The sequence below is a fragment of the Flagellimonas sp. genome, assembly GCF_965222555.1.
Classification (GTDB): Bacteria; Bacteroidota; Bacteroidia; order Flavobacteriales; family Flavobacteriaceae; genus Flagellimonas.
Map to the genome: position 1 here is coordinate 1,563,693 of NZ_CBDCUG010000005.1, position 11,969 is coordinate 1,575,661.

The 11,969-nt window shown below is 41.5% G+C and carries 14 protein-coding genes; 5 read left to right on the forward strand and 9 right to left on the reverse strand.

Annotated features, from left to right (window positions below; genetic code table 11):
• Nucleotides 1-7: 7 nt before the first annotated feature.
• Together ACOQO1_RS15415 and ACOQO1_RS15420 are read left to right on the forward strand one after the other, a co-directional pair.
• Complete coding sequence (locus ACOQO1_RS15415) at nt 8-631, forward strand: NUDIX hydrolase (RefSeq protein WP_420603775.1); 624 nt, start codon at nt 8-10, stop codon at nt 629-631.
• A 75-nt stretch (nt 632-706) separates the two neighbouring features.
• Nucleotides 707-1,486, forward strand: coding sequence for an amidohydrolase (locus ACOQO1_RS15420; RefSeq protein ID WP_420603776.1), 780 nt, complete (start codon nt 707-709; stop codon nt 1,484-1,486).
• Here the strand turns inward: ACOQO1_RS15420 and ACOQO1_RS15425 are convergent.
• Both ACOQO1_RS15425 and ACOQO1_RS15430 read right to left on the reverse strand, forming a co-directional pair.
• Nucleotides 1,467-3,089 carry an Ig-like domain-containing protein gene (locus tag ACOQO1_RS15425; protein WP_420603777.1) on the reverse strand — a complete coding sequence of 541 codons (1,623 nt, stop codon included), beginning with the start codon at nt 3,087-3,089 and terminating at the stop codon, nt 1,467-1,469. The genes ACOQO1_RS15420 and ACOQO1_RS15425 overlap by 20 nt on opposite strands.
• 70 nt (nt 3,090-3,159) lie before the next feature.
• Nucleotides 3,160-3,864, reverse strand: a complete 705-nt coding sequence (locus tag ACOQO1_RS15430) for a ComF family protein (RefSeq protein ID WP_420603778.1) — start codon at nt 3,862-3,864, stop codon at nt 3,160-3,162.
• 32 nt (nt 3,865-3,896) lie between these two features.
• Here ACOQO1_RS15430 and ACOQO1_RS15435 point away from each other — a divergent pair, with 32 nt between their 5' ends.
• Nucleotides 3,897-4,793 (forward strand): hypothetical protein, encoded by an 897-nt coding sequence (locus tag ACOQO1_RS15435; protein ID WP_420603779.1) that lies wholly within the window; start codon nt 3,897-3,899, stop codon nt 4,791-4,793.
• A 36-nt stretch (nt 4,794-4,829) separates the two neighbouring features.
• Nucleotides 4,830-6,371, forward strand: coding sequence for a glycine--tRNA ligase (locus ACOQO1_RS15440; protein ID WP_420603780.1), 1,542 nt, complete (start codon nt 4,830-4,832; stop codon nt 6,369-6,371).
• A 42-nt stretch (nt 6,372-6,413) separates the two neighbouring features.
• Here the strand turns inward: ACOQO1_RS15440 and ACOQO1_RS15445 are convergent, their stop codons facing one another.
• The 7 genes from ACOQO1_RS15445 to ACOQO1_RS15475 all read right to left on the reverse strand — a co-directional run bounded on the left by ACOQO1_RS15445 (nt 6,414) and on the right by ACOQO1_RS15475 (nt 11,576).
• A complete protein-coding gene (locus ACOQO1_RS15445; RefSeq protein ID WP_420603781.1) occupies nt 6,414-8,081 on the reverse strand; it encodes a formate--tetrahydrofolate ligase in 1,668 nt (555 codons plus the stop codon).
• A 78-nt stretch (nt 8,082-8,159) separates the two neighbouring features.
• Nucleotides 8,160-8,657 (reverse strand): PaaI family thioesterase, encoded by a 498-nt coding sequence (locus ACOQO1_RS15450; RefSeq protein WP_420603782.1) that lies wholly within the window; start codon nt 8,655-8,657, stop codon nt 8,160-8,162.
• A gap of 32 nt (nt 8,658-8,689) precedes the next feature.
• Complete coding sequence (locus ACOQO1_RS15455; protein ID WP_420603783.1) at nt 8,690-9,172, reverse strand: GNAT family N-acetyltransferase; 483 nt, start codon at nt 9,170-9,172, stop codon at nt 8,690-8,692.
• A gap of 90 nt (nt 9,173-9,262) precedes the next feature.
• Nucleotides 9,263-9,691 carry a DUF1801 domain-containing protein gene (locus ACOQO1_RS15460; RefSeq protein WP_420603784.1) on the reverse strand — a complete coding sequence of 143 codons (429 nt, stop codon included), beginning with the start codon at nt 9,689-9,691 and terminating at the stop codon, nt 9,263-9,265.
• Between the two features lie 14 nt (nt 9,692-9,705).
• Nucleotides 9,706-10,578: an EamA family transporter gene (locus ACOQO1_RS15465; RefSeq protein WP_420603785.1), complete on the reverse strand. Its 873-nt coding sequence runs from the start codon at nt 10,576-10,578 to the stop codon at nt 9,706-9,708.
• Between the two features lie 6 nt (nt 10,579-10,584).
• Entirely contained in the window at nt 10,585-11,061 is a 477-nt protein-coding gene (locus tag ACOQO1_RS15470) for a hypothetical protein (RefSeq protein ID WP_420603786.1), read from the reverse strand.
• Nucleotides 11,062-11,141: 80 nt separating this feature from the next.
• The gene (locus ACOQO1_RS15475; protein ID WP_420603787.1) at nt 11,142-11,576 is read right to left on the reverse strand and encodes a GNAT family N-acetyltransferase; all 435 of its coding nucleotides are present in this window, start codon (nt 11,574-11,576) and stop codon (nt 11,142-11,144) included.
• Between the two features lie 74 nt (nt 11,577-11,650).
• On the opposite strand from ACOQO1_RS15475, the gene ACOQO1_RS15480 reads away from it, so the two are divergent.
• Complete coding sequence (locus tag ACOQO1_RS15480) at nt 11,651-11,860, forward strand: hypothetical protein (RefSeq protein WP_420603788.1); 210 nt, start codon at nt 11,651-11,653, stop codon at nt 11,858-11,860.
• Nucleotides 11,861-11,969 lie beyond the last annotated feature (109 nt).

The window sequence follows — 11,969 nt, forward strand, 5'->3', positions numbered from 1 at the left end:
ACAATTAATGGATTCAAAAGAACAGCTCAACCTTTTAAAAAGAATCAAAGCAATTTCCGAAACCGGTTTGGTATATGCTAAGGACCCGTATGATTTAGAGCGCTATGAGGAATTGAAGAAAATTAGCTTAAAACTTATGGCATATATGGCCAACAGACCTATTGAAGTGCTACAGGATTTTTTTATGCCGGAGAATGACTACCCTACCCCAAAAGTTGATGTTAGGGGACTTGTATTGAATGAGAAGGATGAAATTTTAATGGCCAAGGAAAGCATTGATGGTAAATGGACTATTCCAGGGGGTTGGGCAGATATTGGCAACACACCCTCCGAAACTGCGGTTAAGGAGATTGAGGAAGAAACAGGAATTAAAACAGAGGTGGTCAGGTTTTTGGGAGTTTATGATAAACAGGTGCATGCCCATCCACCTGAACCCTATTATATTTACAAATTGTTTTTTCTATGTAGAATTGTTGGAGGCGAGCTCAAAGCAGGATTTGACATGCTCGGAGCCGATTTTTTTCCCTTGGAAAAACTCCCTGAACTTTCTCAAGAAAGGATTTTGGAAAGCCAATTGAAGCATTTGTTCCAGTTGGCCAAATCTTCGGAATCTGAAGTATATTTTGATTAGCAACTTTGATAATCATCCTGAACAATATCACGCTGAGCCTGTCGAAGTGCAGTCAGAGGATTTTTAGTACAAGCTATGGACACAAAACTAAAGCTGGCCTTGATCCAATCCCATTTGATTTGGGAAGATCCTAAAGCGAATAGAACGTTATTTGAGGAAAAGATTCGAGCAATTTCCCGGGATGTGGATTTAATAATCCTCCCGGAAATGTTCTCCACTGGATTTACCATGAATCCAGAAAATGTTGAGGCCGAAGAAGGGGAGAAAACAGTGGAGTGGATGAAGCATGTAGCAAAACAACAAGGTACGGCCGTTATAGGAAGTATTGTTTTTTCCGAAGATAAAACCAATTATAACCGCCTGTTTTTTGTTGATCCCAACGGAAACTTAAAAACATACGACAAAAAGCACACCTTTACTTTGGCCGGAGAGGATAAAGTATACAAGGCAGGCACTTCCAAATTGGTTTTTGAATATTTGGGGTTCAAGATCTGTCCATTGATCTGTTATGATCTTCGCTTTCCCGTCTGGGCCAGAAATGTGGAAGACTATGATGTTTTAATCTATGTTGCCAACTGGCCAAAACCACGTATTGAAGCTTGGGACACTCTGCTAAAGGCACGCGCTATTGAAAATATGGCCTATTGTGTGGGTGTGAACAGAATTGGATTGGATGGATTGGGATATGAATATTCGGGCCATTCAGCAGTTTATGATACCTTGGGAAATCAAATTGCATATTCTGAAAAAGAAGAAACCCTATTTGCCACTTTAGACAAAAAACATATTGATGAAACTAGGGCCAAGTTAAAGTTCTTGGAAGACCGGGACGAATTTAATCTGGTAAAACTGTAAAGGTTTCAACTTGTTCCCAGTTGGCCCTCATTTCAATTTTATTCGGATAATAACTCACTTTTTCAGGCTGTATTTTTTTCAAATAATTCCCGGTATCCCATACACCATTGCCGTTATCGTCAAAAATTACTCTTAGCTGATATTCCCCAACATCAAGATTATTAAAACCAAAGGGTTTAGGTTCGGTCGCATAAATTTCGCGTTGCACTTCCCCTCTTTCGTTGGTCAATTGTACAATTAGAGGATAACGGACCGCTCCGCTGATATTGATTTGTAGATTTCCATAATCGGCATAGCTTCCCGTTGACAATCTATAGGATAATGTATCGTTTTGAATGCCAAAGAAATCCGTAAAGGCACCTGGCAAGAAATCAAAGGTATAACTTTGGTTGGGCTCAACCTCAAAATCAAAATCAACCTTATTATTTATGGAATCCAATTCAAAACTATAAGGCGCACTAATAGAATCACTTATAAAAAAGCCCATTTTTGTAGTATCCAAGGCTGTAAGAGGCGTACTTGCCAAAACACTGAATGAGTCCTCAAAATTCATGGAGCCCTTAACACTGGAACTCAGGCGTAAAGAATCCAAAGGCAATTTTCGGGTTTTTACTGTAAAAGTGTCAATTTGTTCCAACTTCGTATTGGTCACAGTAAAAATAATGGAATCTATATCCGTTGGTGTAAGCCAATAATCTAAAGTGTCTCTCTCCCTGTCTTTTAGAATTTTGACCTTTACGGAATCAGGCAATTCCGTTAAAGCTTCTATTTGAATATTTCTGGAATCACCTTGGTAACCAAACAGAATGCGGTTCTTGGCAGCATAACTGGGCACAGAAATACTATAACCTGGCTTTTCTTGAAAGAGGTTAAGCAAATAAATGGAATCTGTGGGTAGGGTGATGGTATCGGTTAAAAACCCAATTTTGTCTTGCCGCTGATCAAAAAGATTGTTTTTGTTTATATCCTTTAGACCCGCTAAAATATATTGCCCCGCTTTTAGGTTTTTAAGCTCAAATAAGGGTAAACTGTCTAGCGTATTTGTGATATAGTTGGGTGGTCTTTTGTAAATGGTTGAATCCGTATAGGTGCTATCCAATTCATACAGCATAACACTTATAAACTGATCGGCCTTTCGGTTAAAAGCATCTTTAACCGCTCCTGAAAGTGTTAAAGAGTCAATATAAGTGCCAGTGGAAAAAACATAGGTTAAAAAGCTATTGGGATTCCCTTCGTTATTGTCCACTATACTTTGCCCAAAATTAAGGGTGTAGGTTGTGTTTTCTTTTAAGGTATCCTTAATGACCACTTCAATGTATTTGCTTGGGCCACCCAAAGGCATTACTTCTGGCGGGTATTTTAATGGAGGGGAAACAATCAATTGATTCTGTACATCTTCCAATTTTATAAGCTCATCAAAGTACAATCGTATTTTCTCGGCCTTGAAACTGGTTGTAAAATTTTCGGGTTCTGTCCGCAGTAATTTTGGAGGGTCAAAATCCTTGGGGCCACCTGACGGGTTTCCTCTTTTTGCACATTGCCAAAGCGCCAAGCCCATTAGGACAAGAAAAGAAAAGCTCAATAGTTTTTTTAGGTATCGCATCTTAAAAACTAGAATGGGACAAAGAAACAACTAATTTGAAAACTGAAACCCGGCATTAATAAAATTTAACCTATGGAACTACCGCAATACTGACCACGGAAATGGTTACATCTTTAATTTGATATAATGTTTTTGCGCAGGCCTCTATGGTGGCTCCAGTGGTAATTACATCATCAACTAACAAGATATGGTTGAAGTTCTTTTCTATAAGAGGATTCAATTGAAAAACATCCTTTGCGTTTTCCCAGCGCAATTGCCTATCCTTTTTTGTTTGGGTTTTTGTGTTGATTGCCCTTAAAAGTATGTCATTTCTATATTCAGCATCTATGGACGCGGCAATATGCTGGGCAAATAGGGATACTTGGTTATAACCCCGTTTTTTCTCTTTTTTGGGGTGTAATGGTACCGGAACGACGACATCCACTGTTTTAAGCAATTTTTCTCCCTTCAATTGGGAACCGAACCAATCCCCAAAAAAACCACCAATTTGCTCTTGATTTTTATATTTAAGTTGATGCAAAAGATTCTTTACAATTCCATTTTTGGAAAAAAACACGAAAGAAGCTGCTTTTTTTATAGGAATCCTCCCATAAAACATACGGTCTACCACATTGTCACTGGTAAAGTTATGATCGGTGAGTGGCAGCTCATGTCGACAAACGGTACACAATACGCTTTCTCCTCTGGTTAATTGCGCATTACATCCAAAACATACCTGTGGCAATAGGATGTTGTTAATCTCGTTTAGTATCTTAGCCAACCTTTTCGAAGTCAAATCTTATATGTTTTAGAGTAGTCTATTAACCCATGGATGCCCAAGATAACAATTTCAACTACAAGATTATTTTTGCAGCACTTGTCGCTGTGATCGTGGGTATTTTAATAGCCTTCTACTATAGTTATGCCCAATCTAAAAACCAGATGTCCTTTCTGGAACAGGAAAAATCCCTTTTGGTAAAGGATTTGACCTTAATGAAGGCAGAGGTTGACCGATTGTCTGGTTTAAATGAGGTAAACGATATTGAACTACAAACCTCTAGGTTCAAAGTGCAGCAATTAATAGATTCTGTGGGAAGGCTAAACTTCAGCATAACCAAATTGAAAGAGTCCCGAAAAGAACTTCGAATGTTGGAAGTCAAATTTGATAGCCTAAAACTAAAGAACAACTTTCTTAGATACAATAATAGTCTCTTGGCCAGTAGGTTTGAAGAAACCAGAAAACAATTGGAGGAAGCTCGGGGAAGGGCAAGTAATATAGAAAAAGCGGAATCTTTATTGCGCGAGACCAATAGAGAGTTGGCCAGGGAGCTCAAAATGAAAAGCTATCTAAAACTGCAAAATGCCGAAGGCAGTGGTTTTAGATTAAGAGCAGGAAGACCATTGAAGACCAATAAGGCATCCACTATAGAAAAACTGCGTGGTTGTGTCATCATTTTGGCCGATCCAAACCAAGATGATCATGAAAAAGTGTTATACCTGCAGTTTTTGGACCCCAACATGGCGGTTATTGAAGATAACGCCAGTACAATCTCTGTAAGTGGCAATACCTATAGCAAACGGGTAGAATTAATTTTTACCGGAAAAGAAATAAGTATTTGCGACGCCATTACTGTTCCAGAGGGCTCTCTTTCTGAAGGAATTTACACCCTAAATGTGTTTGAGGATGAAAGACTGTTGGCTTCTGCCGAATTTCAGTTGAAATAGGGCTTTTCTTTTTAGGCAAAATTCTATTTTTGCCGCATGGCAAATCAAGAAGACATTTTTAAGAAGGTAATCTCGCATGCAAAGGAGTATGGGTATGTATTCCAATCCAGTGAGATTTATGACGGACTCAGCGCTGTTTACGACTACGCACAAAACGGGGTTGAGCTAAAAAAGAACATTCGCGAATATTGGTGGCAGGCCATGGTGCAGCTCAACGACAACATAGTTGGGATTGATGCGGCCATTTTTATGCACCCCACCACTTGGAAAGCCTCAGGTCACGTGGATGCCTTCAATGATCCATTGATCGATAATAAAGATTCCAAAAAAAGATACCGTGCCGATGTTTTGGTCGAAGACCATGTGGCCAAAATTGAGGCTAAAATAGATAAGGAAGTCAAAAAAGCGGCTAAACGCTTTGGGGATAGTTTTGATAAAGAACAATTTTTGGCCACCAACCAACGGGTATTGGATTACCAGGCCAAGGCCGATGGAATTCTAAAACGTTTGGGAAAATCGCTTGAAAATGAAGATTTGGCCGATGTAAAGGCTTTGATCGAAGAATTGGAAATTGCCTGTCCCCTTTCAGGATCTAAAAACTGGACGGATGTTAAACAGTTCAATCTGATGTTTGGCACCAAATTGGGAGCTTCTGCAGATTCTGCCATGGATCTATACCTGCGTCCCGAGACAGCCCAGGGAATCTTCGTCAACTTTTTGAATGTACAGAAAACAGGGCGTATGAAAATTCCGTTTGGGATTGCCCAAACCGGAAAAGCATTCCGTAACGAGATCGTGGCCCGCCAGTTCATCTTCCGTATGCGGGAGTTTGAACAAATGGAGATGCAATATTTCATTAAACCGGGAACCCAACAAGAATGGTATGAGAAATGGAAAGAAAAGCGTTTGAACTGGCACCTTTCTTTGGGAATGGGCAAGGACAACTACCGATTCCATGACCATGAGAAATTGGCACACTACGCAGATGCTGCAGCCGATATTGAATTCAAGTTTCCATTTGGGTTTAAGGAACTGGAAGGAATCCATTCCCGCACCGATTTCGATTTAAGTCAGCACGAAGAATATTCAGGGAAGAAGTTGCAATATTTTGACCCGGAAGAAAACAAGAGCTATGTGCCCTACGTACTTGAAACCTCCATTGGTCTAGATCGTATGTTCTTGGCAGTGTTCTCCAACTCGTTGAAAGAAGAGGAACTGGAAAATGGCACCACAAGAACGGTTTTGAAGATTCCAGCGGTATTGGCACCCACCAAAGCAGCAGTTTTACCATTGTTAAAGCGTGATGGACTTCCAGAAGTGGCCCACAAACTTATTGATGAATTGAAATGGGATTTCAACGTGGTCTATGACGAAAAAGATGCTGTAGGTAGACGTTACCGTCGCCAGGATGCTGCGGGAACACCTTTCTGTGTTACGGTTGACCATCAAACTTTGGAAGATGAAACCGTTACCATCCGTCACAGGGACACCATGGAGCAACAGCGTGTAAAGCTATCTGAAGTCAAAGACATCATTTCGAAGGAAGTGGATATGCGATACTGGTTGCAGAAGATATAGTCATCATGTCGGGTCGAGCTGACAATAAATGGATTCTATCCGTTAAAACAAACCTGAAATCTCCCCGTCATCGCTTACATCAATACCTTCGGATGAAGGTGTTGCAGGCAAGCCGGGCATACGCATAATGTCTCCGGTAATGGGAACCAAAAATCCAGCACCTACGGCAATTTCAATCTCTCGTACCGTGATGATAAAGTCTTTGGGCCGTCCTAAAAGTTTGGGATTGTCCGACAATGATTTTTGAGTCTTTGCAATACAGACCGGTAAATGGTCCAATCCCAAATTGGAGATTTTTCTAAGATGTGCTTTGGCCCTGGAAGTATAATCCACATGCTCCGCACCATAGATCTCCGTAGCAATGGTGGCAATTTTGTCCACAACACTGGATTCCCAATTGTAGAGCGGTTTAAAATCGGAAACGTTGGATTCCACAATATCGATTACATGTTGGGCCAACTCCTCGGCTCCGGCACCTCCCTTGGCCCAAACCTCGGCTAGGGCTACGCGAACACCTTTGGATGTGGCCAATTCCTTGATAACATTGATTTCCTCATCAGTATCCGATACAAATCTATTGATAGCAATCACAGGAACCACATTAAACTTTGCAATGTTCTCCAAATGCTTTTCCAGATTGGGCAATCCTTTTTTAAGAGCTTCCACATTGGGTTCCGTTAAGGATTTTAAATCTGCTCCCCCATGATATTTTAAAGCTCGAATAGTAGCTGTAAGCACAACCGCTTTCGGTTTTAAGCCAGCACTCTGGCATTTGATGTCAAAGAATTTTTCGGCCCCCAGATCAAACCCAAAACCAGCCTCGGTAACGGTATAGTCCGAATGTGTCATTCCCATTCGTGTAGCGATTACGGAGTTGGTTCCTTGCGCAATATTGGCAAAAGGTCCGCCGTGGATAATGGCCGGGTTCCCCTCCATGGTCTGCACCAAATTCGGTTTTACCGCATCTTTTAGCAAAGCTGTCATAGCACCTTCGGCCTTTAGGTCTTTGGCGTAAATGGGCTCTTTGTCAAAAGTATAGCCAATGAAAATATTGCCTAAACGTTCTTTCAGGTCGCTCAGATTTTCGGCCAAGCAAAGAATGGCCATAATTTCTGAAGCGGCGGTGATGTCAAAACCAGTTTCCCGAGGTATACCGGATGTGGTTCCGCCCAAGCCTACGATCACATGGCGAAGGGAACGATCGTTCATGTCCATCACCCTTTTCCAACCAATGGTTCTGGGATCTAGGCGCAATGACCTTGTTTTACTTTGAATGTTATTGTCTATGACTGCTGAGAGTAGGTTGTGCGCTTTTTCAATGGCGGAAAAATCCCCTGTAAAATGCAGATTAATATCTTCCATAGGGAGTACCTGCGAGTATCCACCCCCTGTGGCACCACCTTTAATGCCAAAAACAGGCCCCAGAGAAGGCTCCCGCAACACTACTGTCGTTTTTTTGCCCAATCGGTTCAGGCCTTCGGTCAAGCCAATGGACATGGTGGTCTTGCCCTCTCCGGCCGGAGTTGGTGAAATGGCCGAAACCAGTACGAGATTACTTTCGCTCGCTTTTTGCTTGTCAATGGCGTCCAAGGGCAGTTTGGCCTTGTACTTGCCATACATTTCTATGGAATCTGGATCGACTCCAAATTTTTCTGCAATGTTGGTAATGGGTTGTAGGGTAACGCCTTTGGCAATTTCCAAATCGGTCATGGGTAGATGTTTTGAGTTAGCTTGGAAAAAAAAGTCCTTGTTTTTGTAGGCAACAAGATACTACAATCAGAACAGTTTTCAAGGTCGTTTTCTGGCCCTTTTTTCTTTAAAATAGACTTTGTCAGCAATGTAAATGGTTTTTTTGATTTGGCAGAATATCTTGCTTTTGTCCTTGTTGGTGAGATCGGTGGTTTTTATGATCTCTATTTCATTTTGCTGGGCTACTTGGGCTTTGATTTCCTCAAGTTCTTCTAAGGTATAATTGAACTCGGCATACAATGTTTCTTTGGCTGGGCGCTTAAAGAAAATTTCAGCAGATTTGTCCCAGACCACATAATCGGGACCCAATAAGTTGATCAATTGTACCATGGGAATGGGATCCACGGCAGAGAACATGCTGCCCCCAAAAATGGAATTCACATAATTTCGGTTTTTGTAAGTGATGGGAAGTTTCATCGTAATGGTCAACAGGTCTTCGGAAACAAAAGTAATTCTACCCGTGCTCCTTCGGTACATGGGCGATAGATTGAACCCATATTTGAGAAGCACGTTCTTTTTAAAGAACTTTTCCCCCATTCCCATTAAGTTTTGATACAGCGACATAGGTATTACAGTGCTTTGTACATGATAAAGGTATCCACAAGTCCCAACTTTGGATGTCTGAATCCATTTGGGGTGGTTCCAATGATCTCAAAACCATACTTTTTCCACAATGCTACCGCGCCCTTGTTTGTGCTTACCACAATGTTGAACTGAATCGCGTGATAGCCCTTTTCCTTTGCAAATTGGATGGAGTGTTCGCACAGTTTTTTCCCAATTCCCCTGCCTTGGGCATTTGGCCCCACCATATAACTGCAATTGGCAATATGGTTGCCCAGATCTATTTGATTTGGCTTTATGATATAAGTGCCATGAATCTTGCCTTGATCTTCCAATACAAAAGTGTCCATGTAATCTGCAAACCAATGCTTCTTCAGATCAGATTTTGGAGTATTTGGATCAAATACATACGTGTCGGCGGTTTGGATTACTTCGGAGAAAATTTCCCATACTTGATCTTCATCGGATGCTGTGGCTTTTCTAATGTTCAATTTGTATTGTTTTTGGATGATACAAAAATCCGAATAAACGGTTATTTGGGCAAGGTGGCGGCAAGACCTCTCGCCTACACTCGAGATGACTTACAATCCCAAATTGGGCAAGTGCTTTAATTTGTGATAGTTTAGGGTAGCACGGATGCAGTTTTTGAGTTCGGCCTTTGGGAGTTCATCATCCAGTTGAAAAATAATGGCCCGGCTGCCCTCATAGGTAAATTGCTTGCCATAGATCAGCTTAAAAGTGGGCACTAGCTTGCTGGTGCACTGAAAATAAAGCGCATATTGGTTGGGCGCTTTAGCCTTCCAATCCATACGCAGGGTGCTGCCATTTTTGGTCACGTAACTGGGTTCGCCCCATTTTAGAGTCTCTCCAAGTTCGGTGATCTTGGGGTCTTCTTGGGCCACTTCCAAAACCAATTCCCGTAGGGCTTCCATTTGCTTGCGTACCGTATCGGGATAGTTTGCAAAAACCGAGGAGACCTCGGGCTTGGATTGTAGTTGTAAAGTTTTCATCCTTAAAAGCGTTATTATTTGGCAATATATATTAAACTTCCACCAATGATGGAGATCAATATGCCCGCTATTTTGGGCTTGCTTAGATTTTCATTGAGCAACTTATAACCAAGAAAGGCCCCAACAACAATACTCAGCTGCCTTAACCCACCAACATAGGTGGCTTTGCTCATGGTCAAGGCTGTTAAGACCAATATGTAGGTAAAACTATTAAAGAATCCCACTTGAATAATTTTGGACCTATTTTTCTGCCACTCACTTTTAACTTCGAGCTTGGAAAATTTAAAGGACGCAAATAAATTGTAGAACACAGCAATGACCAAAGTATACAGATAGAAATACAGAAAAGGTTCCATTTTGGTTACCGAAACCTTGTCCCAAAGGGTATAGCCGGCCACGGCTAGTGCAGCCAAGAGGGCATATACACTTCCCTTGTTTCCAATATTTGACAGAATGGAGCGCACCCCTTTTTTATCAAAAGAATCCAAGTGCATTATAAAGGTTCCCAAGATTATCAGCACGATGGCCACAATGCCAACAGTGTCCACGGTTTCCCCAATAAAAAAATAGGCCAAAACGGGTAAGAATATGATACTGGATCGGGAAACCGGGTACACCAATGAAAGGTCTCCATATTTATAGGCACTGGACAAAAAGAAATAATTAAAAAATGTGATAAGGGCGGCAACATGAATTAACCAAAGGAAGCTGACCTTAAAGTCCGAAACCGTAAAAAAGTAGATTGCGGGAATTGCAAAAATGGCAGTTTCCGCTATTTTGCTCAGGGCCGTAAAAATATGTTTGTTCTCAGAACTTTTGATAAGATAGTTCCAGTAGGCATGCGTAAAAATAGATATCAAAACCAGGATAAAGGGCAGCTTGTCCATAGATGGCTATAGGTTCCAGTTGGCTAATAAATAGCGGTCAGTTTTCAGCAAAATATCAATTTGTTTTTGAATCTCGGTAATGTCACCCGCGTTCAGGGGTTCAAAATCATCATAAAAACCGGTATCCCTAAACGGAAATTGGCAGGCCTCCCCATATTTCTGAATGGTGGCGCTTTTCGCCCTCCCATATAAGTGAACGTGCAGAAAAGGCCCTTCAGGTTTAAACACTCCCCAGTTGCCATTGTCTTGATAGTTGATGCGTCCCACATCAATACCACGATTGTTAAGTCCCAAGGTCATGGCCTCCCCGATCAGCATGGTCAACCGCATTTGCTCAATGGCCAATTTGGGAGATAACAATGTCCTATCGTTCAGCCGAACAATTGGTGCTATTTCTATATGCCCGCCATCTTTTCTGGTCACCAGTGGATGCTCCACCGCTGTCACCCTAAAATTATCCGTCTTGTAAATGGTTGGTCCCATACATTTTTAGTTTGAAGTTTAGTTTTTTGTCCACCAAGGCAGTAGAACCTGTTTTCCCACTTTGCAGGCCGATGATTTGGTCAACTTTGATTGAATCTTATACGGTACATACCACTCTGCGATTTCTCAAACCCCAGTTTGGTGTATAAACGGATGGCGCTCTGCCTGTGGTTGCCCGTAAAGAGCAATACCTCCGTTAGCCCTTTTTCTTGGGCAATCTGGAGCAGTTTTTCCATGAGTTGGCGGCCTAGGCCCTGCCCTCGGTAAGCGGTATCCACCACCACATCTTCTACCAAACCTTTACTGCCCGAAAGCACACTGTAGGTAACCATGGAGGCCATACCTATAATTTGGTCGCCCTCTTGGCAATACACCAAGCTCAACTGGTCTTCCTTCTCCATAATCTTGACCAAGGGGTTAAGTTTTAGATCGGGATTTAACTGCTTAAACAGCTTAACCATTTGGTTTTCCATGTCTACGGTTAAGTCTTCTGGGGTAAGGTGTTTGATGGTCATTTTTCACTTTTCTATTTTAAAAATACCACTAATTAGTAGTAACACATAAAAACTTTGGGGCATAAATTGCTCCCATGTTGACACCTGACCAAATTGAAAACCTAAACGAATGGATTAAGGAAGCCTATGGCTCTCCAAAAGAACTGACCAAACAATTGGACAACTTAGTTTTTATGCTCCTCTTTTTGGAAGAAGAAGTTTTTACCAAAAGAGAGGTACAAAGCGCAGCAGAATTGTTAAAGGGTTTTGGGGTGGTTTTGGGGTGGGAGTGCCTAAGCACATAGCTACAAAAATCAACTTTAGTCGAAAGTGTTCCAACGGTCTTGTATATGACAAGTAACGGATTCTACGTATTAATTTTTGTTCAAGTACTTAAACCGCTATTTTCATACA

Bases quoted from the DNA above. Each gene is read 5' to 3' on its own strand.
- ACOQO1_RS15415 (WP_420603775.1), top strand. From the start codon at position 8: ATGGATTCAAAAGAACAGCTCAACCTTTTAAAAAGAATCAAAGCAATT.
- ACOQO1_RS15420 (WP_420603776.1), top strand. From the start codon at position 707: ATGGACACAAAACTAAAGCTGGCCTTGATCCAATCCCATTTGATTTGG.
- ACOQO1_RS15425 (WP_420603777.1), bottom strand. From the start codon at position 3,089: ATGCGATACCTAAAAAAACTATTGAGCTTTTCTTTTCTTGTCCTAATG.
- ACOQO1_RS15435 (WP_420603779.1), top strand. From the start codon at position 3,897: ATGGATGCCCAAGATAACAATTTCAACTACAAGATTATTTTTGCAGCA.
- ACOQO1_RS15440 (WP_420603780.1), top strand. From the start codon at position 4,830: ATGGCAAATCAAGAAGACATTTTTAAGAAGGTAATCTCGCATGCAAAG.
- ACOQO1_RS15445 (WP_420603781.1), bottom strand. From the start codon at position 8,081: ATGACCGATTTGGAAATTGCCAAAGGCGTTACCCTACAACCCATTACC.
- ACOQO1_RS15450 (WP_420603782.1), bottom strand. From the start codon at position 8,657: ATGGGGGAAAAGTTCTTTAAAAAGAACGTGCTTCTCAAATATGGGTTC.
- ACOQO1_RS15460 (WP_420603784.1), bottom strand. From the start codon at position 9,691: ATGAAAACTTTACAACTACAATCCAAGCCCGAGGTCTCCTCGGTTTTT.
- ACOQO1_RS15465 (WP_420603785.1), bottom strand. From the start codon at position 10,578: ATGGACAAGCTGCCCTTTATCCTGGTTTTGATATCTATTTTTACGCAT.
- ACOQO1_RS15470 (WP_420603786.1), bottom strand. From the start codon at position 11,061: ATGGGACCAACCATTTACAAGACGGATAATTTTAGGGTGACAGCGGTG.
- ACOQO1_RS15475 (WP_420603787.1), bottom strand. From the start codon at position 11,576: ATGACCATCAAACACCTTACCCCAGAAGACTTAACCGTAGACATGGAA.
- ACOQO1_RS15480 (WP_420603788.1), top strand. From the start codon at position 11,651: ATGTTGACACCTGACCAAATTGAAAACCTAAACGAATGGATTAAGGAA.